General features: G+C 63.5%; 19 protein-coding genes and 1 pseudogene. 6 read left to right on the forward strand and 14 right to left on the reverse strand.

What is annotated here, in order from left to right:
• Positions 1 to 14: 14 nt before the first annotated feature.
• The 9 genes from O7A60_RS20470 to O7A60_RS20510 form a co-directional block, all read right to left on the reverse strand.
• Positions 15 to 482, reverse strand: a complete 468-nt coding sequence (locus O7A60_RS20470; RefSeq protein ID WP_027143927.1) for a cytochrome c-type biogenesis protein — start codon at positions 480 to 482, stop codon at positions 15 to 17.
• Positions 479 to 2464 (reverse strand): heme lyase CcmF/NrfE family subunit, encoded by a 1986-nt coding sequence (locus O7A60_RS20475; RefSeq protein WP_337107767.1) that lies wholly within the window; start codon positions 2462 to 2464, stop codon positions 479 to 481. The genes O7A60_RS20470 and O7A60_RS20475 overlap by 4 nt, the downstream gene beginning before the upstream one ends.
• A 32-nt stretch (positions 2465 to 2496) precedes the next feature.
• Positions 2497 to 2940: a cytochrome c maturation protein CcmE gene (gene ccmE, locus O7A60_RS20480; protein WP_140506064.1), complete on the reverse strand. Its 444-nt coding sequence runs from the start codon at positions 2938 to 2940 to the stop codon at positions 2497 to 2499.
• Positions 2941 to 2948: 8 nt separating this feature from the next.
• Positions 2949 to 4088, reverse strand: coding sequence for a c-type cytochrome biogenesis protein CcmI (ccmI, locus tag O7A60_RS20485; protein ID WP_337107768.1), 1140 nt, complete (start codon positions 4086 to 4088; stop codon positions 2949 to 2951).
• 124 nt (positions 4089 to 4212) lie between these two features.
• Entirely contained in the window at positions 4213 to 4653 is a 441-nt protein-coding gene (locus O7A60_RS20490) for a hypothetical protein (protein WP_337107769.1), read from the reverse strand.
• A 184-nt stretch (positions 4654 to 4837) separates the two neighbouring features.
• Positions 4838 to 6226 (reverse strand): ATP-binding protein, encoded by a 1389-nt coding sequence (locus tag O7A60_RS20495; RefSeq protein ID WP_337107770.1) that lies wholly within the window; start codon positions 6224 to 6226, stop codon positions 4838 to 4840.
• 28 nt (positions 6227 to 6254) lie between these two features.
• Entirely contained in the window at positions 6255 to 6920 is a 666-nt protein-coding gene (locus tag O7A60_RS20500; RefSeq protein ID WP_027143933.1) for a response regulator transcription factor, read from the reverse strand.
• Positions 6921 to 7006: 86 nt separating this feature from the next.
• On the reverse strand, positions 7007 to 7306 hold the full coding sequence (locus O7A60_RS20505; protein ID WP_027143934.1) for a hypothetical protein: 300 nt from the start codon (positions 7304 to 7306) through the stop codon (positions 7007 to 7009).
• Positions 7307 to 7477: 171 nt separating this feature from the next.
• A complete protein-coding gene (locus tag O7A60_RS20510; protein ID WP_337107771.1) occupies positions 7478 to 7885 on the reverse strand; it encodes a DUF3168 domain-containing protein in 408 nt (135 codons plus the stop codon).
• 302 nt (positions 7886 to 8187) lie between these two features.
• Between O7A60_RS20510 and O7A60_RS20515 the strand changes: the two are divergent.
• Positions 8188 to 8974 (forward strand): annotated as a pseudogene (locus O7A60_RS20515) (2-keto-4-pentenoate hydratase).
• Here the strand turns inward: O7A60_RS20515 and O7A60_RS20520 are convergent.
• From O7A60_RS20520 to O7A60_RS20540, 5 genes are all read right to left on the reverse strand, one after another.
• Entirely contained in the window at positions 8971 to 9777 is an 807-nt protein-coding gene (locus tag O7A60_RS20520) for an ABC transporter permease (protein ID WP_337107773.1), read from the reverse strand. The pseudogene O7A60_RS20515 and the gene O7A60_RS20520 sit on opposite strands and share 4 nt — an antisense overlap.
• The gene (locus O7A60_RS20525; protein ID WP_027143938.1) at positions 9777 to 10610 is read right to left on the reverse strand and encodes an ABC transporter permease; all 834 of its coding nucleotides are present in this window, start codon (positions 10608 to 10610) and stop codon (positions 9777 to 9779) included. The genes O7A60_RS20520 and O7A60_RS20525 overlap by 1 nt, the downstream gene beginning before the upstream one ends.
• A 21-nt stretch (positions 10611 to 10631) precedes the next feature.
• Positions 10632 to 11744 (reverse strand): ABC transporter substrate-binding protein, encoded by a 1113-nt coding sequence (locus O7A60_RS20530; protein WP_337107831.1) that lies wholly within the window; start codon positions 11742 to 11744, stop codon positions 10632 to 10634.
• Between the two features lie 76 nt (positions 11745 to 11820).
• Positions 11821 to 12915, reverse strand: coding sequence for an ABC transporter ATP-binding protein (locus O7A60_RS20535; protein WP_337107774.1), 1095 nt, complete (start codon positions 12913 to 12915; stop codon positions 11821 to 11823).
• A gap of 115 nt (positions 12916 to 13030) precedes the next feature.
• Complete coding sequence (locus tag O7A60_RS20540; protein ID WP_140717055.1) at positions 13031 to 13927, reverse strand: LysR substrate-binding domain-containing protein; 897 nt, start codon at positions 13925 to 13927, stop codon at positions 13031 to 13033.
• A gap of 76 nt (positions 13928 to 14003) precedes the next feature.
• On the opposite strand from O7A60_RS20540, the gene O7A60_RS20545 reads away from it, so the two are divergent.
• The 5 genes from O7A60_RS20545 (at position 14004) to O7A60_RS20565 (ending at position 20194) form a co-directional block, all read left to right on the forward strand.
• Positions 14004 to 15605, forward strand: coding sequence for a zinc-binding metallopeptidase family protein (locus O7A60_RS20545; RefSeq protein WP_337107775.1), 1602 nt, complete (start codon positions 14004 to 14006; stop codon positions 15603 to 15605).
• Positions 15606 to 15628: 23 nt separating this feature from the next.
• Positions 15629 to 16561: a dimethylarginine dimethylaminohydrolase family protein gene (locus O7A60_RS20550; protein ID WP_015318637.1), complete on the forward strand. Its 933-nt coding sequence runs from the start codon at positions 15629 to 15631 to the stop codon at positions 16559 to 16561.
• Positions 16562 to 16782: 221 nt separating this feature from the next.
• A complete protein-coding gene (locus tag O7A60_RS20555; protein ID WP_337107776.1) occupies positions 16783 to 18936 on the forward strand; it encodes a transglycosylase domain-containing protein in 2154 nt (717 codons plus the stop codon).
• A 111-nt stretch (positions 18937 to 19047) separates the two neighbouring features.
• Complete coding sequence (locus tag O7A60_RS20560) at positions 19048 to 19632, forward strand: DUF1214 domain-containing protein (protein WP_337107777.1); 585 nt, start codon at positions 19048 to 19050, stop codon at positions 19630 to 19632.
• A complete protein-coding gene (locus O7A60_RS20565; protein WP_027143955.1) occupies positions 19625 to 20194 on the forward strand; it encodes a DUF1254 domain-containing protein in 570 nt (189 codons plus the stop codon). Before O7A60_RS20560 ends, O7A60_RS20565 begins: the two co-directional genes overlap by 8 nt.
• Positions 20195 to 20432: the final 238 nt, after the last annotated feature.

The following is a 20432-nucleotide window of genomic DNA, read 5'->3' on the forward strand; positions in this document are numbered from 1 at the left end:
GCGCGACTGGGCTGTCAGTCGCGGTGCAGGATAGCGTCCAATGTCGCCTGCTCGTCGGCTGACAGGGATTTCGTCGCCAGCGTCCGGCGCGATCGCGCGCTTAGAGCGATAAATACGCCTCCCACCAGCAGCAACAGAACCGGCGTGCCCCACAGCAACGCGTTGCGCAGGTCGAAGCGCGGCTTCAGCAGCACGAACTCGCCGTAGCGGGAAACCACGTAGTCCATCACCTGCTGGTCGGTATCGCCGGCAACAAGGCGTTGTCGCACCAGGATACGCAGGTCGCGAGCAAGGTCGGCGTCGGATTCGTCGATCGACTGATTCTGGCAGACCATGCAGCGCAAGCCTTCCGACAGCGCCCGCGCCCGCGCCTCGAGTGCCGTGTCGGCCAGCATCTCGTCGGGCTTCACCGCCAGCGCCGTGCCGACGAAGAGCAACGCCAGCAGCAGGACAATCGATGTCAGTGAAAACCTCGCCCTCATGGCAGGCCCGCCGGCGCCACCGCCTGCTTGCGACGGCGCGATGGCGCGCCGACACGCAGGCGTCTGTCCATCAGCGACATGGCCGCACCCGCCATCATCACCAGGCCGCCGCCCCAGATCAGCGTCACCAGCGGCTTCCACCACAGACGCACCACGACCGAGCCGTCCTTGCCCTCGTCGCCGAGCGAAAGGTAGAGCTGGGAGAGGCCGATGGTCTTGATGCCGGACTCCGTCGTCGTCATCTGTCGCACGGGATAGAAACGCTTGGCGGAGCTGATTTCGCCGATTGGGCTGCCGCTGACGCCGATCAGCTCGAAGCGGCCGCGATCCTCGCTGTAGTTCGGTCCCTGCGCGGGGTAGAGCCCGACGAAACGCACCGTGCGGCCGGAGATTTCGACGATTTCACCGGCATGCATGGCCAGTATCTTCTCCGTGCCGAAGCAGAGCGTGCCGACGATGCCGAGCACGGTCAGGCCGAGGCCAAGATGCGCGAAAGCGGTCCCGAAGACCGAGCGCGGCAAACCAACCAGGCGCCTGACCATGATCGGCGCGGCGGCATTGCCTAACCCCGCCTTGACGGCGAGGTCGGTCAGCGCGCCAAGGATCAGCCAGACGGCAAGGCCGACGCCAAGCGCGGCAAGCACCGAAGCGCCGTCGATGAACAAGGCCGTGACCAGCGTTGCCAGAAGGGCGGCCGCAAACGCCACCATCAGACGCTGCGCGACGCCAAAGACATCGCCGCGTTTCCAGGCCAGCAGCGGCCCAAAGGGAACCATTACCAGCAGCGGCACCATGAGCGGGGCGAAGGTGAGGTTGAAGAACGGCGCTCCGACCGAAATCTTGTCGGCCGAAAAAGCCTCGACCGCCAACGGATAGAGCGTGCCGACCAGCACGGTGGCGGTCGCCGTGGTCAGGAACAGATTGTTGAGGACGAGCGCCCCTTCGCGCGAAATCGGATGGAACAGGCCGCCTGCCGTCAATTTCGAGGCGCGCAGCGCAAACAGTGCCAGCGAGCCGCCGATGAACAACGTCAGGATGCATAGGATGAAGACGCCGCGCGTTGGATCGGTGGCAAAGGCGTGGACGGAAGTCAGGACGCCCGAACGCACCAGGAAGGTGCCAAGCAGCGACAGCGAGAAGGTCAAAATGGCAAGCAGCAGCGTCCAGATCTTCAACGCTGAGCGCTTTTCCATGACGATGGCCGAATGCAGCAGCGCAGTGCCCGCCAGCCATGGCATGAAGGAAGCGTTTTCGACCGGATCCCAGAACCAGAAACCGCCCCAGCCGAGTTCGTAATAGGCCCAGTACGATCCCATCGCGATGCCGCCGGTCAGGAACATCCAGGCGACCAGCGTCCATGGCCGCACCCAGCGCGCCCAGGAGGCATCGATGCGCCCCTCGATAAGGGCCGCGACCGAGAAGGAGAAGCAGATCGAGAAGCCGACATAGCCGAGATAAAGCAGCGGCGGATGAATGGCGAGGCCAAGATCCTGCAGGATCGGGTTGAGATCGCGGCCTTCGATGGGCGCCGGGTTGAGCCGGATGAAAGGATTGGACGTCACCAGGATGAACAGGAAGAAAGTAGCGCCAATGGCGCCCTGTACCGCAAGCACGTTGGCGCGCAGCGTCGCCGGCAGGTTGGAGCCGAAAGCGGCGACAAGCGCGCCGAAGAAGGTCAGGATCAGCACCCAGAGCAGCATCGAGCCCTCATGGTTGCCCCAGGTTCCGGTGATCTTGTAGATCAGAGGCTGCAGCGAATGCGAGTTCTCCCAGACGGTCGCCAGCGAGAAATCGGAGCTTGCATAAGCGCTCGCAAGTGCGGCGAAGGACAGCGCCGTCAGGGCAAAACCGGTCACCGCGACCGGACCGCCGACTGCCATCAGGCGCTGGTTATTCAGCCGCGCGCCAAACAGCGGCGCGACGGTCTGCACCAGCGAAAGCGCGAACGCCAGAACCAGGGCGAAATGTCCGGTTTCAACCATTCCCGCTACTCACCCTTGCTCTCCCGCCAGAGTTACTCACTCTTGCTCTCCTGCCAGACACCCTTGGCCTTCAGCCCGTCGGCAACTTCCTTGGGCATGTAGCGCTCATCATGCTTGGCCAGCACGCTGTCGGCGACAAAGACACCGTCGGTGCCGAAGGTGCCCTCGGTGATGACACCCTGCTCTTCGCGGAAAAGATCGGGCAGGATGCCGGTATAGGTAACCTTGACCGATTTGTGGGTATCGGTGACCGAAAAGGCAACCGTCGCGCCCTGGCCACGCTGGATAGTGCCTTTTTCGACCAAACCGCCGAGCCTGATGCGCTGGCCGGGCTGCACACTGGCCGAGGTCAGATCGGCCGGCATGTAGAAATAGGACGCCTTCTGGCCAAGCGCGTAGAAGGTCAGGCCGGTGGCGGCGGCGAGGAAAGCCAAGCCGCCCACAATCACCGACAATCGTTTCTGCTTGCGCGTCATGTCAAGTTCTACTCCGTCGCCGTCAAGCCGAGCGAGGCGGCAAAGGCGGTGAATTTCCCGGCTTCGTCACTGTCGGCCCCAAAGACCGCAATGGCGCGGCCCAGCGCATCGCGTGCCTGATCGGTCTTGCCCAGCACGACATAGGAACGAACCAGCCGCATCCATCCTTCCGGGTCGCGCGGATTTTGACGAAGTTTGTCGTCGAGGCCGGCAACCATGGTGTTGATCATGGCTTCCCTGTCCTGCGGCGACATGGAAGATGCCGCGTCGACATCGGCGGCATCGGGGCCTTTCGCGGCCGCGCCGGAAGCGACTTCGGGGCCGCCGGATTTGGCCAATGCCTGTTCGACGGCGCCGCGCCATGGCGAATCCGGCGGCAGCGTACCAAGCATCGCCTGCCAGGCCGCGGCCGCTTCCTTGCCGCGGCCCTCCTGCGCCAACGCCATGGCCAGATAGAAGCTGGCTTTCGCATTGGCCGGGTCAAGCTTCAAGGCCGCCTCGAAGGCATCCTGGGCATCGGCCGAAACAATACCGCCCGCGGCACCGGCGATCGCCTCGCCGAGGCCGGCCTGGCGGATGGCGCTGTCGCCGTCGAGGCGTATGGCGTTGCGGTAGGCCGCCGCGGCGTCGGCAAAGCGCTGCATGCGCAGATAGACCGGCGCCAGCACGTCCCAGCCTCTCCCATCGGAAGGATTGGCAGCAACATGGGCTTCGGCGCGCGCTACCAGCTCATCGACCGAACTGTCGGCGGGGTTCTTGGCCAGTCGGTCGCTAAGCGGCTGCGACGGCAGGTCAGGCGAGCCGATCTGGCTGTAGAGCCCCCAACTGACCAACGGCACCGCCAGCACGGCGACGGTCGCAACAAGTCGTGCCGTGACCGATGCCGACCTGCCGGACGTCTCGCCGGCCATGTCCGCGTTGCCCAGGCGAAGGATGCGGCGGGCGATCTCGGCGCGCGCCTCGGCCGCTTCAGCGGGCCCGATCAGGCCACGTGCGGCGTCGCGGTCCAGCTCGGCCAATTGGTCGCGATAGACTTCCAGATCGTGATCGCCGCTCGATGGCGCGCCCTTGGAGGCCCCGGCCAGCGGCAAAAGCACCGCCAGGCTGGCGCCCAGCGTGAGAATTGCGGCTATGACCCAGAACAGCATGGTTCTTCCAATAACGGCAGAGCCCTGCCCTGCCAACACAGGCATCCTGCGACGCTTTGACGGCAGGCACGCCGAATGTCCTTGATCGACATCAACTGGCCGGATCGCAACCGGACCCGGTTGGCTAGGTCAATGGCGTCCAACTGCCGTCGGCATTGCGGCAGGCCGTTCCGTGCGCCGTGACACTGGCGCTGCCGGTGAATACCGTCTGCGTGTACTGGCGGCAATCCTGCGAACCAACGCGGTAAGGCTGGGCTGGAACCACCTCGCCATGGCGCGACACCTGATCGCCCTTCCACGCCACCTTCTGGCCGCTCGTCGTATATTCAAGCGCCTTGTATTCGGCCTCGAGCGCGCTGCGCTTTTCCGTATCGCTCAGGCCATTGCCGATCGACCCGCCAATGAGACCACCGCCCATGGCGGAAATGATGGACTTGGTGACAACCTTGCCGCTGGCCGGAGGCGTCGAGGCCGGTGTCGCCGGCACGGTCGGGCCCTTGCCGCTCAAGGTGGTGCAGCCCGATACGGCCAGCAAGGCGGAAACAAGCGCGACGCGAATCTTCATGCCAACAACCGGTATTCCTGAGTTGGAGCCTGCCATGGATGCGCGGGGAGCATCATCTGAGAAGTGGGCGTGGCCATAGTGTTGATATTTGCCGGAAATTTGGCCGCCGCCGGCCAGTCCGAGGTCAATCGATATGCCGCCATAGCATGGGCCGCCCGTCGGTGTCGATTGGCCTGGGGAAACGTCACTGAAGGCTCCGCAATCGCACCACTGCCTTTAATCCACCCATGCCGGACCGTTCCAGCACCAGCCCGCCTCCATATTCGTTGACGAGATCGGCGACGATGGCGAGGCCCAGACCCGTTCCAGGCTTTGTCTCGTCCAGGCGGCGTCCACGCTTCATGGCTTCGCGCGCCTTATCTTCGGGAATGCCAGGGCCGTCGTCGTCGATGCTGATCTCGAACAGGTTGTCACCGCTGCTGGCCAAAGGCGCAACCGTAACCGACACCGCGCTCTTTGCCCACTTCATCGCGTTTTCGAGAAGGTTGCCAAGAAGTTCCTCGAGGTCCTCGCGTTCGCCGGCAAAGATGAGCTCGGCCGCGGGCAACGATAGCGACAGACTGGTCTGCGGGTTGAGCTTCTGCAAAACGCGCACCATGCGCTGCACTAGCGGTGCCACCGGCGTGCGGTAGACGACGCTGTCGCGCTGCGCCGCGACGCGGGCGCGCTGCAAATAATGGTCGATCTGCTTTTGCATGGACGCGGCCTGCTCGGCGATCAACTGTCCCTTGGCGCCGCCAAGCGCCCGGCCCTCGTTGAGCAGAACGGCAAGCGGTGTCTTCAGCGAATGAGCGAGATTGCCGACCTGCGTCCGCGAGCGCTCGACAATGCGTTTGTTGTTTTCAATCAACGCGTTGGTTTCGTTGGCTAATGGTTCGATCTCGGCCGGGAAGCGGCCGTCGAGCCTCTGCGCGGTGCCCTCGCGCACCATGGCAAGTGCGTTCCGGACCCTGCGCAGCGGCTGCAGCCCGAGCAGGATGGCGATGGCGTTGATGGCGATCATGCCAATGCCGAACAGGCTGAGATAGGTCAGCAAGCGGCGCTGGAAGGTTCCTATTTCCTGCTCCAGCTCGGTCTTGTTGCCCATGACGCGGAAGCGCGCGGCGCGGTTCTTGGCATCGAGAACGAATTCGCTCTCGAACACGACCAGTTCCTCGCCACCAATGCCTTGCGCGGCATAGCTGCGCTGGAAATTGGCGTTGAAGGGAACATCCGCCACGTCGGGCGACGGTATGGTCCGGGTCATGGACGAAGAATGAAGATCGCCATGCACGCCTTCCGAGGCGGGCTCGACGGACCAGTACCAGCCCGAATTCGGTTCCGAGAAACGGAGGTCGCCAAGATCGGGGGAACCGGTCAGCGCACCGCTGTCGGAAATGCCGATGGAGCCGATCAGGTTGAACAAATGCGCCGACAGCAAACTGTCGAAGCCCCGCTCGCTGGCCTGGCGGTAGAGCGTGGTGATCAGGGTGAAGATGACGACCAGGGTCAGGATCGCCCACACGGTGGAGAAGGCGATGACGCGGAACGTCAGCGAACGCGGCCAAGCGCGCAGCGAAAGCCGTCTGCCCACGGTTGAGTTGGTAGCGAGCGGTTCCGCCTTACGCCTCCGGCTCACGCATGCGGTAGCCCATGCCGCGCACGGTTTCGATCATGTCGATGCCCATCTTCTTGCGCAGCCGCCCGACAAAGACCTCGATGGTGTTGGAATCGCGATCGAAATCCTGGTCGTAGAGATGCTCGACCAGTTCGGTCCGCGAAACGACCTCGCCCATGTGGTGCATCAGATAGGCAAGCAGCCGGAATTCGTGCGAGGTCAATTTCAGCGGCACGCCGGCGACATCGGCCTTCGAAGCCTTGGTGTCGAGACGCAGCGGCCCACAGGTCAGTTCCGACGAGGCGTGGCCGGCGGCGCGGCGGATCAGGGCCCTGACCCGCGCCAGCACCTCCTCGATGTGGAACGGCTTGGTGACGTAATCGTCGGCACCGGCATCGATGCCGGACACCTTGTCGCTCCAGCGGTCACGCGCGGTCAGGATCAGCACCGGCATCTTGCGGCCGCCGCGACGCCAGCGCTCGACCACGCTGATGCCGTCCATCTGCGGCAGGCCGATGTCGAGGACGACGGCATCGTAAGGCTCTGTGTCGCCGAGGAAATGGCCTTCCTCGCCGTCGAAGGCACGGTCGACGACATAGCCGGCATCGACCAGCGCATCCGAAATCTGGCGGTTGAGATCCTTGTCATCCTCGACAACGAGTACGCGCATGCGGGGACCAATGGCTGTTGAGGTTTCAGATATAGGCCGATTCCGCCGGCCTGGGAAACGGAGCCCTGTAGGAAGGGAAGACTGCGTCAGTTCTGTGGAACGACGATTTCGGAGCGGCGCGGACGCTGCCCGTCCTTGCCGGGCACGAGCACGACGATAACGCAGACCGGCTGGCCGCCACGCGTCGACGCCGAGGCCTTGGCTAGTGTTCCGCCATTCTGCTGGGCCACCTGCTGACCGATCGCATAGCAGTCGGATGCGGCCAGGACGATCGGGCTGGGCTGGTCGGGTGCGATCACCGGTATCGCCATTGCCTGCGACGCAAACAGCCCAGCGGCACCAAGCGCCAGGGTCGCGGTTCGGAAATGGGAGCGAAGCGTTTTCATGACCGGCGTTCTAACGCGTCGGTGCTGAACGTGAAATGAACGGTGAACGGCCCTGAAACCATGCTCGCCACACCCCTGCAACGCGAGACAGACAATCTGGATTTCACCGCCCCACCAGTGAAACCCGCGAGAGCCCAGTTTAGACTCCGTTTCGATGATATTGAAAGCGCGTCAGGCGTTTTCCTGCGTCAGCGCACGGAATCGCAGCAGACCGTGATGGACAAGCAGTTCCTCATCATAACGCGCCTCGCTGAATTCCAGCGACAGCCGCGTCTGGCCACGCAGGCCGATCACCAGCACCGCGTCGGCAAGGCGTGCCTCGATGGCGGCCATGATGGCAAGCGTTTCGGCTTCACCATGAGCCTTCGACCAGACATGCAGCGTGATCAGCTGGTCATCGTTGTTCTCGGCGCCAGTATGCCAGTCGAAGGCCGAGGTCTGGCCTGAAGTCACATAGGGAAAGGCGACATTGTCGGTTGGCCGCTCGAGCAGTCCGGCGCCCCCCAGCAGCGCCGACAGCGAAGCATCGCTTTTCAACCTGAGGAACAGAGCCTGCTGCAAATCACCGGGCGCGGTCATCGTCCATTTCCTCAAGCCGTTGCGCGACTGGCAATGCTTTCCCAAAGCCTGTCCGCATCCCTTCGCAGATATAGCGGTTCGCCACGCGAAGACGATGGCGATTCGTCATCGGAATGATGAACGCCCATGATCTCGAAAATACGACTTGCCGACAATCTCGTCAGCCGGCGCGGTAGAGCCTCGCAAATGAACCATGCGCGTGGCCACGTAGCCTTGCCATATATAGGCTGGTCCCTCCGATGAAATGTTCCTTGCGGGCTTGGCCGGACAAAGGGCATGTTCCCGATTTTCGGGAGCTGACCATGCTCGATCCAGAACAAGCCAGGGCCGCGTCGCATCTGCTGGTAAGTCATTGGGACAACGGCACCCATCTCGACACGATACCTGAGGAGTTGCGGCCGACGACGCAGACCGAAGGCTATGCCATCCAGGCCCATGTCATGGATCGTTCGGCGGCCCCGCTTTTCGGCTGGAAGATCGCGGCAACCAGCCTTGCCGGTCAAAGGCATATCAATGTCGACGGCCCGATGGCTGGGCGCCTGCTGGCAGAGAAAGCGGTCGAGGTTGGCGGGACCGTCTCGCTGGCGACAAGCAAGATGCGGGTCGCCGAGGTCGAATTCGCTTTCCGCTTCGGCCGCCAGATCCCACCTCGCCCGGCACCTTATGAAATCGCTGAAGTGATGGACGCCGTGGCGAGCTTGCATCCGGCGATCGAAATACCGGACTCGCGCTATGACGATTTCTGCGCCGTCGGCGCGCCGCAGCTGATAGCGGACAATGCCTGCGCCAATCTCTTTGTCATCGGCCAGCCCACGCAAGACGAATGGCGCGACGTGAATCTCGCGGAGTACCCGGTGACCTCTTGTTTCGGGCAAGTCGCGGCACGACGGAACCGGCGCGGCTGTCCTCGGCGATCCCCGTATTGCGCTCACATGGCTGGTCAATGAGCTGTCGGGTCTAGGTATAGCGCTTCAGCCGGGACAGGTGGTGATCACCGGCACTTGCTTGACGCCGATACGCGTCGAGGCCGGTGACGAAGTGATCGGCGATCTGGGCAGGTTTGGCAAAGTCTCGGTGCGGTTTGTCTAATGCTCGCCGCGCTGCCTGACCGCGAGGCTCCTCACCGCCAGAACCATCACCGTGATGATGATCAAAATCACCGAAAGCGCCGCGATCGCCGGGTCGATGTTGTCGCGCAGGCCCATCCACATCAGGCGCGGCAGTGTGATGGCGTTGACCGAGGTGATGAACAGGGTGACGCCGATCTCTTCCCAGGAGAGCACGAAGGAGAGCAGTGCCGCGGTGACGATGCCGAACTTGATGTTAGGCATGATGATGCGCGTGGCGCGTTCCCACATGCTTGCGCCAAGGCCGCGCGCGGCAAGGTCGATGCGGCGGTCGAGCTGGCTGAGCGAGACCAGGATCAGCACGGTCGCGAACGGCACCGTCATCACCGAATGCGCCATGGCAACGCCGAGCCAGGTGTCGTAGCCGAAGAAGGAACTGACGCCTGAGATCGAGGTGAGCAGGAAGTAGAGCGTGATCGCCGAAACCACGGGCGGCACCACCATCGGCAACAGCACAAAGCCGACCAGGGCTGCCGTAAAGCGCGGCTGGAACATCCACACACCAAGGCTGAAACAAAGCGCCAGTACAGTTGAAATGGCGCTGCTGACAATGCCGATGCGGATCGAAAGCAGAATCGACTGGAGCCAGCGCGGATCCTCAATCAACGACCGATAGTGCCGCAGCGACAATTCACCCGTCGGCATCGCCAGCATGCGGCTAGGCGTCAGCGATACCGGAATGACGGCGAGCAGCGGCATAAGCAGGAACAGCGCCACCAGGGCGGCGATAACCAGCGAGACAGGACCGGGGCGATAAGTCGGCATCAGATAAGCTGCTTCGGTCTGACATAACGGAACAAGAGCGCCATCAGCGCGCCGACGAACAGCACCAGCACTACGCTGATCGCAGCTCCCAGCCCCCAGTCCGGGCTCTGGAATATCCTGAGATAGATCAATTCGGCGATCATGACGCTGCGGCCGCCACCGAGAATCGCCGGCGTTACGAAGAAGCCGAGCGAGAAGACGAACACGATCATCGCGGAGCCGATAATACCGGAGCGCGTCATCGGCACGAACACCGTCCAGAAGGTGCGCATGCGGCTGGAGCCGAGGCCGCGCGCTGCCAGCAGCACACGGTCGTCCAGGCTGCGCATGGCCGAAGCCAGCGGAAAGACGGCGAACGGAATGAGGAAATGGGTCATACCGACAATGACGCCGAACTCGTTGCGCACCAAAGTCAGCGGTTCGGAGATGAAACCGATCGACTGCAGCCAGGTGTTGATCAGGCCGCGATTGGACAGCAGCGCCACCCAGCCGAAGGCTCGCGTCAGCACCGAGATCCAGAACGGCACCAGGATACAGAATTCGGCGATGAGGCGCTGCGCCGGGCTGCCGCGCACCCAGACCACCGTGATGGCATAGGCGGCGGCGACTGACACAACTGTGACAATGGCGGCGATGCGCAGCGTGCGGATGAACACCGACTGCACCAGATCGTCGGTGAGCAACGCCTTGTATTGGCCAAGCCCAGGCGTCGGTAAGGTGAAGCTCCACTTCACCACGCCGAGAAACGGCCAGGCATAGGCAAGGCCGAGAAACAGGAGCAGCGGCGCCATCAACAGCGCCGCGCCCATCCTGTCGGAGAGAACGCCTCTCATGTCAGTTCAGCATCGCCGCCGTCAGGCGGAGATGATCTTGGTGTATTCGTCGAGTGCCGCACCGTAGTTCTTCGCGTACCAATCCATGTCGAGTGCGATCTGCTTCTTCATGTTCTCGGGATCGACGGGGTTGATGCGCTTCTTGTCGGCAGGGATCAGCGAATCGGCCGCCGGATTGGCCGGACCCTGGCCGAGCTTGTCGAACATCACCAACTGCTTTTCCGGATCCTGTGCACTGGCGATGAACTTCATCGCAGCATCCTTGCCGCCGGGGTTGTTCTTGAGCACGGCCAGCGCGCCGGGTGAGATCAGGCCCTGGTCCCAGATGAACTTGATCTTGCCGCCGGAATCCTGCTCGATCAGCGAGGCGCGCGTCGACCAGACGATCGCCATCGAGGCTTCGCCATTGAGCAGCACGCTCTGGCTCTCGGCGCCGCCGCCCCAATAGGCGACGACGTTTTCCTTGAAGGCTGATATCTTGTCGTGCGCCCGCTTCAAGTCGAGCGGATAGAGCGAAGCCGGCGCGATACCGTCGGCCAAAAGGGCCGCTTCCCAGCTCGACACGCCCCATTTGTAGAGGGAACGCTTGCCCGGGAATTTCTTCACATCGAAGAAATCGGCCATGCCGGTCGGTGCATCCTTGCCGTATTTCTCGGAATCGTAGGCGATGACATAGGAGAAGAAATAGGTCGAGGCGGCATAGTCCCAGCCGAAGCCCGGCCGCATCTTCTTCTTGTCGACGATGTTGTAGTCGATCGGTTCGAGCATGCCTTGCGCGCCGAGCGTAATGGCCGAGAACGGGTCGACGTCGACTAGGTCCCAGGTCGGGGCGCCGCTTTTAAACTGCGCGGCGATCGCGCCTTCGGTCGGGCCCGAGCCGTCCATCTTGACGGTGATGCCGGTGTCCTTGGTGAAAGCCTGGCCATAGGCCGCGTCATAGGCCGTGATGGCGTCGCCGCCCCAGTTGACCAGCACAAGTTCCTTCGCAGCGGCGAATGCGCCGCTCGAACGCAGCAGCATCGGCGTGCCGGCGAGCACGAGCGCCGCCAACTGTGTGAACTGGCGGCGCGAAATCTCGCCGCGTCTCGTCCTTTCGGACAGCGTTTCGATGGCCTGTTTTTTGGTGTCGTTCATGTTCATGTCAGTTCCCCTTTGTTTTTGTTGATTTTAATTACGGAAGCCGGTGCGGCGGATCAGGCCTCACTGGCGCTCATTGTCCTCCGTCCGGAAGGAGGAAACCCTTTTCCGCCGGCCATGTCAGCCAGACGGAGTTGCCCTTGCTGAGAGCAGCCGCCGCGATCTCGTTGGGCACCGAGACGGTTACTTTGGCACCCTGGCGTGTGGTGAGGTCGAGCTTGGTTGCCGCCCCCAGATAGGTCGAGGCGATCGCCGTCGCGGCAATGCCGTTCTCTCCGGCGGCGGCCTCGCGCGCTATCGACATGTGTTCGGGCCGGATTGCCAGGATGGCGTTGACACCGACAGTCGCCGGATTGCCGCGCAAGCTGACGGCGCGGTCCTCGCAAAGGCCGGTGGCCCCGTCATCGGCGCTGCGCACGCCTTTCAGCGGCAGCATGTTGATCTCGCCCAGGAATTCGGCGACGAAGCGATTGGCCGGCCGATCGTAGACCTCGTCCGGCGCCCCGACCTGCAGCAGTTTGCCATGGTTGAAGATGGCGACGCGAGAGGACAGCGCCAAGGCCTCGCTCTGGTCGTGAGTGACGAAGACGAAGGTGGTGCCGGTCTCCTGGTGCAGTCGCTTCATCTCGGCCTGCATCTGGCCGCGCAGGCTCTTGTCCAGCGCTGAAAACGGCTCGTCGAGCAAAAGCACGCCCGGCTCGAACACCAGCGCGCGGGCAAGTGCGACGCGCTGCTGCTGGCCGCCGGAAAGCTGCGACGGCAATTTCTTCTCGTGGCCGATCAGACCGACACGCTCGATCATCTCACCGACGCGCTTCTTGATCTCGGCGGCCGATTTCTTGCGGACCTTGAGCGGGAAGGCGATGTTGGCCTCGACGCTCATATGCGGGAACAATGCATAGCCCTGGAATACCATGCCGGCGGCGCGCTGCTCGGCCGGGCGGTCGGTGATGTCGGCGCCGTCGCTGAAAAGCCTGCCCTCGCTCGGCTGCACGAAGCCGGCCAGGATCATCAGGAAGGTGGTCTTGCCGGAGCCGGAAGGGCCAAGCAGCGTCAGGAACTCGCCGCGGCCAATATCGAGCGTCAGATTGTCCAGCGCACGGAACGAGCCGAAGCTCTTGCCGATCTCGATTGCCTTGATCTCTGCGGCCCGGCCGGGTTGCTGCATCCTGCCTCTATCCTTACCGTTAAGCCAAATCGTAGGCAGGGCCGAAGCTCACCGCAACCGAATAGTTTTCGCCTGATCGGCAAATTTCATTCATCTATGGCGGGCCCCCTGCCCCTCAATGAGGCTGAATGCGGTTCTCGGAGAGCGTCGACCTCAGCCATCCCGCGAACGCTTCCAGGACCGGGTGCGAGGCCTTGGCGTGTTCGGAGACCAGGAAATAGGAGCGCGGCGACTTGATCGCGATGTCGAACGGCCTGACCAGACGGCCTTCGCTCAGCGCGCGGCGGCTGGTCAGTTCGTCACCCATGGCAATCCCCTGGCCGGCGATCGCCGCAGAGAAGACGAGGTTCATGTCGGAAAAGAAAATACCGCCTTCGGTGTCCGGGTTTTCGACCTTGGACAGCGCCAGCCAGCGTGCCCAGTCCTCGGTGTCGTCGAGATGCAGCAGATTGGCGCGGAGCACGTCCGCCGGCCGGGAAAAGCCGCCGACCTTGTTGAGCAGCGTCGGGCTGCAAAGCGGCGTGAATGAGATTTCGCACAACAGTTCGGCCATGCGGTTCGGCCAGTTGCCGACGCCAAAGGCGATGAAGGCGTCGGCATCGGCATTGCTGACATCGTCGAGCCGCCTGGGCGTCAGGATGCGCAGCGCCACATCGGGATACATCTGCCGGAACTCGCCGATGTGGGTGCACAAGAACAGCGAGGCGAAGCCTGGCGTACAAGAGACGGCGAACGAGCCGCCGACGCCGGTGCCGGCATCGCGCGTGACCGCATCGCCCAGCACTGTCAGCGCCTTGCGCACGTCGCTGGCATAGCGCTGGCCACGCGGGGTGAGCGCCACGCCCTTGCCGATACGCTCCAGCAGATCGAAGCCAAGGTCGCGCTCCAGCAGCCGAAGCTGATGCGAGACGGCGCTGCGGGTCAGGTGCAGTTCGTCGGCGGCGCGCCAGACGCTGCCATGCCTGGCGAAACTGTCGAGGGCGCGCAGCGCCTGTGTGGATGGAATTCTCAAGAGGTGAACCGAATTTGCACGAACCGGGAAAACATATCACTTTTTGGCGAGCCGCTTCACTGCTTTCTTTTAGAGCATGGACAAACCGGTGACGACATCGGCGCAAGAGACCGCGCTTGCCTGCCTCGACGGCATCCAGCCCCTGCTGTCGGCCTGGACACGCACCATCTTCGATTTCGGCGAGACCGCGTGGCGCGAGTACCAATCGGCCGCCTGGTATGTCGATCGGCTCAAGCGCGAGGGATTTTCGGTCGAGGAGGGCTCGGGCGGCATGCCGACCGCCTTCTGCGCCCACTGGACAAACGGCGCCGGACCGACCGTCGGCATGTATGCCGAATATGACGCAGTGCCCGGCAACTGCCAGGACGCCGTGACGGTGAGGCAGCCGCGACCTGGCCTTGGCGACGAGGCCGGCGGCCATACCGATCCGCATTCGGGGCTTGGCATAGCAAGTCTCGGCGGGCTGCTCGCGACCAAGGCCGCCATGCAGCGCGACGGTATTCAAGGCACGCTGCGCTTCACCGGCGAACCGGCCGAAAAGGTGCGCGGCTCGAAGCCGATCCATGCCGCCAAAGGCTATTATGACGGCCTTGCCGGCATGATCTCCTTCCATCCCTTCTATATGCTGCCGCTCTGCAACACCGCGCGCTGGGACACGCATTGCGGTGCGGCCTACGCGATGATCTATCGCTTCGTCTGCGACGAACCCGAAAATTGGGTTCGCGCAGGCGACGGCGCACCGATCCCGCAGGCGCATTCGGCGGTCAGGGCACCGGGCGCCAACGATGCGCTGATGACCATGTTCATGGCCTCCAAGGCGTTGCGCGATTCCATGCTCCCGCACCAGGGCGGCTGGTCGATCAGCGAGGCGATCCTGACGGCTGGCCAGGCCACGGCCGACAATCTGCCGGCAGGCCTGGCCGAGATCCAGTACATGATCCGCGTGCCGACGCTTCGTATGGCCGAGCAGGTGACGGCGGTGCTCGACCGCAACGCCGCGGCCGCGGCCGCGATCAGCGGCTGCCGCTACGAACGGCACTGGGTGTCGAAGTCGCGGCCGGGGCTCGCTAACCACGCCATGGCCGGGATTGCCTACGAAGCCCTGTCAATTGTCGGACCACCTCGCTGGGACGAAGCCGCCAAGACGATCGCGCGGGAAATCCAGGTCAATGCCGGCGGCACCACGACCGAAAACCCCTTTATCGACGAACTGGAACGGCTGATTTCGCCGCAAGAGGCCGAGGCGATCTTGCGCCGCGACTTGCCGCCGTCGCAGGTGAATTCGACTTCCGACGACTACACCGACATGAGCTGGCACGCGCCGACCGCGCGCTTCTATGTCGCCCGCCCAGCGCTCCGCTCGGCAAACGGCCACGCTTTTCCGGCATGGGTGATGAATGCGCTGGGCGGCATTCCCGCGACGATCGATCCGATGGTCATCTGCGCTGCCAAGACGGTCGCGCTGGCGGCGCTGCGCCTGCTCGAGGACAAAACCGCCCGCGAGGGGGCGATGAGCGAGTTCACGACCCGTACCGGCGGCGGCGTTGGGGGCTCCAACTGGATCGCCCCGCTCTGCGACTACGAGCCGCCGATCAATTTCCGCTGGCCGGAATATGTCACCACGCCGCGCGGGCGCGACTGGTGGATACCAAACAATGCGCGACCGACCAATTCTTGAGAACAAGCCACGAGGAGAACCGCATGACCGTCCATGACCGCATCATCGCCGAGCCGTTTTCGCTGCAGCGCCGCAACCCGGCCGGCGGCACCAAGCCGCTCACCGTCTGGGGTTTCGCCAACGAGACCGACGTGTTGACCGACGTGCTGCTCGGCTCGCCGAATTTCCTGCGTCACCTGTCGACCAGCTCGCTCTCGCGAAAACATTTGCGCGAGGCGCCCTGCAACGTCCAGATCGCGCAGGCGCAGCACAAGGATCTGGTCGCGGCTTACGAGCATTTCGGCGTTAACATCCATTGGCACGAGCCGACGCCGGAACTGCCGATGCAGGTCTATTCCCGTGATTCCAGCGTCATGACGCCCTATGGCGCGATCATCACCGCCATGGCCAATTGGTGGCGGCGCGGCGAGAACTACGCGGCCATCCGCACCTATGAAAAGCTCGGCATCCCGATCTACGATATGGTGACCGCAGGCACCTTCGAGGGCGGCGACTTCAACGTCATCGAGGACGGCGTGGTGCTGATCGGCTGCGGCGGCGCGCGCACGCAGGAGGAAGGCGCCCGCCAGGTGCAGGCCTGGTTCGAGAAGGAAGGCTGGGAGACGCGCATCGCATTCATCGACGAATATTACGTCCACATCGACCTGATGGTGGTGCCGATCGCCGAAAAGCTCACTGCCGTCTGCCTCGCCTGCACCGAGCCCGGCATCGTCGACTGGCTGAAGGGCAAGGGTCACGAGATCATCGACGTCCCCTTCCAGGACACGATGGCGCTGGGCTGCAACTTCATGTCGCTGGGCAAGGACCGGGTGATCGCGCCGACATCCAGCAAGACACTGATCGAAAAACTCAAGGCGCGCGGCTTTGAGGTGGCGGCCGTCGACATGAGCGAAATCTCCAAGACCGGCGGCGGAATCCATTGCATGGCGCAGGCGCTGAAGCGCGAAGCGGCCTGATAGCTCGAGGAAGCAAATCTCCCCTCGCTCGCCGGCCGCAGAATCTGGCGGGCGAGGAACCGGTCCGCCGGCTACCTGGCCTTCCATCGACAAACCTTGCGGCTGTGTCCTCGCCGCCCTTGTGGGTGTCGGTAAAATGGATGAATAGTCCAACAGGTCGCCGCCCTGAAATTGCCCACTTGCGGTTTTCAGGTCGCGCCAGAGCCGAGCCGGGTTTTTGAATGGTCGATCCTGAACCACGCAAGAGAAGAGGTCCGATCGCCTCCCGCCTTCTGGCGCTGGACGCGTGGCTCGATTCCTCTCTCTATGAGATCGGGTTCAAGGCGCGCCAGTTCTGGGAGGCCGCGACGATCTTCTCGCGGCGCTTCCGTCTCAAGGGCTGGTGCCGTGGCTTCATCGAACTTTTGAGCGAAGGTTTTACACTCGGCGCCGGCGGCATGGTGGTGATGCTGGCGCTGGCGATACCCGCTTTCCAGGACACCACCGGCGACTGGCGTGCCCAGGGCGACTTCGCCGTCACCTTCCTTGACCGGTACGGCAACGAGATCGGCCAGCGCGGCATCATCCAGCGCGATTCCGTGCCGGTCGACGAGATGCCGGACCACGTCATCAAGGCGGTGCTCGCCACCGAGGATCGCAGGTTTTTCGATCATTACGGTATCGACGTGCTCGGCCTGTCGCGCGCGATCTTCGAGAATGTGCGGGCAAACTCGGTCGTCCAGGGCGGCTCCAGCATCACCCAGCAGCTGGCCAAGAACCTGTTCCTGACCAACGAGCGCACGTTCGAGCGCAAGATCAAGGAAGCCTTCCTGTCGCTGTGGCTGGAGGCCAATCTGTCGAAAAAGGAAATCCTGCAGCTCTATCTCGACCGCGCCTATATGGGCGGCGGCACATTCGGTATCGAGGCGGCGGCGGATTTCTATTTCGGCAAGAGCGTCAAGGACCTGAACCTTGCCGAGGCGGCGATGCTCGCCGGCCTGTTCAAGGCGCCGACCAAATACGCGCCGCACATCAACCTGCCGGCGGCGCGCGCTCGCGCCAATGTGGTGCTGTCCAACCTTGTCGATTCCGGTTTCATGACCGAAGGCCAGGTGCTGCAGGCAAGACTGCATCCGGCCGATGTCGTCGATCGCGGCGAACAGAAAAGTCCCGACTATTTCCTCGACTGGGCCTTCGACGAGGTCAAGAAGATCGCCAAGCCCGGCCAGCACTCGCTGGTCGCTCACACCACCTTCGACGCCAACATCCAGAAAGCGGCGGAGGAATCCGTCGAGTTCCACCTGCGCCAGTTCGGCAAGGAATACAACGTCACCGAAGGTGCCGTGGTGGTCATCGAGACCAATGGTGCGGTGCGAGCGATCGTCGGCGGCCGTGACTACGGCGCCAGCCAGTTCAACCGCGCCACCAAAGCGCTGCGCCAGACCGGCTCGTCGTTCAAGCCCTATGTCTACGCCACGGCGATGGAACACGGTTTCACGCCGAACTCGATCATTTCTGGCGGGCCGATCAGCTGGGGCAACTGGTCACCGCATAATTACAGCGGCGAATCGGCGGGCAACATCACCCTGATCATGGCGATGGCCAAGTCGATCAACACGGTGCCGGTGCGGCTGGCCAAGGACCATCTCGGCATCGCGCCGATCAAAGCATTGGCGGAATCGTTTGGCGTGGAATCGCCGCTCGAAGGGCACAAGACGATGGTGCTCGGCACCTCGGGCATGACCGTGATGGACCAGGCGACGGGCTACAGCGTGTTCGCCCAGAACGGCTTCGTCGGCTTCCGGCACGGCATCACCCAGCTCGTCACGCGCACCGGCGACGTGGTTTACGACTGGACCAAGGACGCGCCGCCGCCGCACCGCGTGCTGTCCGAGCAGGCCCTGAAATCCATGAACACCATGCTGACGGCCGTGCCGGTGATGGGCACGGCGCGGCGGGCGCAAATTCCCAACATCGTCGTCGCCGGCAAGACCGGCACGACGCAGTCCTACCGCGATGCCTGGTTCGTCGGCTTCACCGGCAACTACACGGCGGCAGTGTGGCTGGGCAATGACGATTTCACACCGACCAAGAACATGACCGGCGGCTCGCTGCCGGCGATGGTGTGGCAGCGGCTGATGGTCTACGCGCACCAGAACATCGACCTAAAGCCGATCCCCGGCATCGACAAACCCTTCGTCGACGAGGAGATCGCGGCCAAGGCAGCCGAGGCGCAGAAGAAGACCGAGGAGCAGGCAGCGGCCGATACCGCCGCCGAGCGGCCGCCGGTGCTGTCCAGCCGAACCACGCAGACGCTGCGGGACATGAGCCAGCTGTTCCAGACGGCGCCCAAACTCGACGCCCCCACTCCACCCGAAACGCTTTCGGCGCTGTGACATCCGCCCCGGCGCGAGCCGGTTCGGCAGGCAAATCCATCACGCCTGCTTGCCACAAGACCCCGCGCCGCGATATCCCCGAACTGCAATCCTTCGCGCACCCGGCCCTTCATGCTCAAGAATGCCTTCCTGATGCTGATTTCGCTTGCCATAGCCATTGGCGGGGGCGGCGCCAGCGTCTGGTACGCGCTGAAGATCCAGGACGGGGTCGGCGCAATCAGGATCGGCCAGTGGACCGCCTTTCCCGACATCGGCACACCGGCCGCGGACCCCTATTCCAAGGCGCGCGTGGCGCGCGAGGGGGTGCTCGCGCTCGGCCGCGCCGAAGGCCTGTCCTTCGTAGCGGAAAACGACGCCGCCGGCGACCAGCTCAAGCGGGAATGCGCCTACAGGATCGAGGGTGGATTTCCGACAGCCCGATTCTGGACGCTTTATGCCGCCGATCGATCGCTCGGCGTCGTCGAGACCGGCAAATCGCGGCTTGCGGCACTTCAGTCCTACGGGGTGCTGCGCCAACCGGACAATTCCGTGATCATCTCCGTCGGCCATCACCCGATGCCGGGCAACTGGCTTCTGACCGACGGTTCCGGGAAGATGTATTTCGTCCTGACCTTCTACGACACGCCGATCGCCAGCAGCACCGGCCTGTCCGACGTTTCGCTGCCCAGGATCGTGAGGGCGGGCTGCGATGCGTAGTCTGCATGCCGCCCTGCGCAGACTTCTGCACGCCGTCCTGCTGGGCCTCGTCGGCGCCGGCATTGTCCACATTATCGTCCTGCTTCTGGTGCCGGATTTTTCCGAACGTGACGCATGGTCGCGTCTTTCCATGGCATCCGATCTCTACAGGATGAACCGGCTCGATGCCGAAGCCGGCGGCGCGCCGGTGGTGAAATCGGTCGACCCGCTGTTCTATGCCACAGCCTGCCGCTTCGACCTCGAGGAAGGAATGGTCCGGATCAAGGCGCCGGGAGACGTCCCCTTCTGGTCGGTGTCGGTCTATGACCGCAGCGGTCACAACATCTATTCCTTCAACGACCACACGGCGACCGGTGGCAAGCTGGATGCGGTCGTGCTGACGCCGGCGCAGATGATCGACGTGCGCAAGGACCTGCCCGAAGACCTCCAGGGAGCGATTTTCGTCGAAGCGCCCATCGACGAAGGCATCTTCGTCATCCGCAGCTTCGTGCCGGACGAGAGCTGGAAGCCGATCGTGTCGCGCTTTCTCGATCAGAGTTCCTGCGAGCTGCAGGATTTCTAGGGCTTCAGCAAGCTCAGTGGTGCGGCACGGGCGTCCGTGGCGATCCCGGCTTGTCCGGCCCCGCGGGCCGCGCTTCGCCGGTGCTGGACCGCTCATAGCGGATGCCGGGAAATATGATTACGGCCGCCGGTATTTCGGTGGTTTGCTTTGCTCGATTGGTCGGTGCCGCACGCGGCACGAAAGACAGTACCATGCCCATGGTTCGCGCATTCCTCTCGGTTTCCCCGGAGCACAACGC

The organism is Mesorhizobium salmacidum (SeqCode) (assembly GCF_037179605.1).
In the GTDB taxonomy this organism is placed as follows: domain Bacteria; phylum Pseudomonadota; class Alphaproteobacteria; order Rhizobiales; family Rhizobiaceae; genus Mesorhizobium; species Mesorhizobium salmacidum.

Coding starts and splice junctions, on each gene's coding strand:
- O7A60_RS20560 (WP_337107777.1), top strand. CDS start 19,048: ATGCTCAAGAATGCCTTCCTGATGCTGATTTCGCTTGCCATAGCCATT.
- O7A60_RS20535 (WP_337107774.1), bottom strand. CDS start 12,915: ATGCAGCAACCCGGCCGGGCCGCAGAGATCAAGGCAATCGAGATCGGC.
- ccmE (WP_140506064.1), bottom strand. CDS start 2,940: ATGACGCGCAAGCAGAAACGATTGTCGGTGATTGTGGGCGGCTTGGCT.
- O7A60_RS20555 (WP_337107776.1), top strand. CDS start 16,783: ATGGTCGATCCTGAACCACGCAAGAGAAGAGGTCCGATCGCCTCCCGC.
- O7A60_RS20530 (WP_337107831.1), bottom strand. CDS start 11,744: ATGAACGACACCAAAAAACAGGCCATCGAAACGCTGTCCGAAAGGACG.
- O7A60_RS20520 (WP_337107773.1), bottom strand. CDS start 9,777: ATGCCGACTTATCGCCCCGGTCCTGTCTCGCTGGTTATCGCCGCCCTG.
- O7A60_RS20500 (WP_027143933.1), bottom strand. CDS start 6,920: ATGCGCGTACTCGTTGTCGAGGATGACAAGGATCTCAACCGCCAGATT.
- O7A60_RS20525 (WP_027143938.1), bottom strand. CDS start 10,610: ATGAGAGGCGTTCTCTCCGACAGGATGGGCGCGGCGCTGTTGATGGCG.
- ccmI (WP_337107768.1), bottom strand. CDS start 4,088: ATGCTGTTCTGGGTCATAGCCGCAATTCTCACGCTGGGCGCCAGCCTG.
- O7A60_RS20470 (WP_027143927.1), bottom strand. CDS start 482: ATGAGGGCGAGGTTTTCACTGACATCGATTGTCCTGCTGCTGGCGTTG.
- O7A60_RS20475 (WP_337107767.1), bottom strand. CDS start 2,464: ATGGTTGAAACCGGACATTTCGCCCTGGTTCTGGCGTTCGCGCTTTCG.
- O7A60_RS20505 (WP_027143934.1), bottom strand. CDS start 7,306: ATGAAAACGCTTCGCTCCCATTTCCGAACCGCGACCCTGGCGCTTGGT.
- O7A60_RS20565 (WP_027143955.1), top strand. CDS start 19,625: ATGCGTAGTCTGCATGCCGCCCTGCGCAGACTTCTGCACGCCGTCCTG.
- O7A60_RS20545 (WP_337107775.1), top strand. CDS start 14,004: ATGGACAAACCGGTGACGACATCGGCGCAAGAGACCGCGCTTGCCTGC.
- O7A60_RS20490 (WP_337107769.1), bottom strand. CDS start 4,653: ATGAAGATTCGCGTCGCGCTTGTTTCCGCCTTGCTGGCCGTATCGGGC.
- O7A60_RS20510 (WP_337107771.1), bottom strand. CDS start 7,885: ATGACCGCGCCCGGTGATTTGCAGCAGGCTCTGTTCCTCAGGTTGAAA.
- O7A60_RS20550 (WP_015318637.1), top strand. CDS start 15,629: ATGACCGTCCATGACCGCATCATCGCCGAGCCGTTTTCGCTGCAGCGC.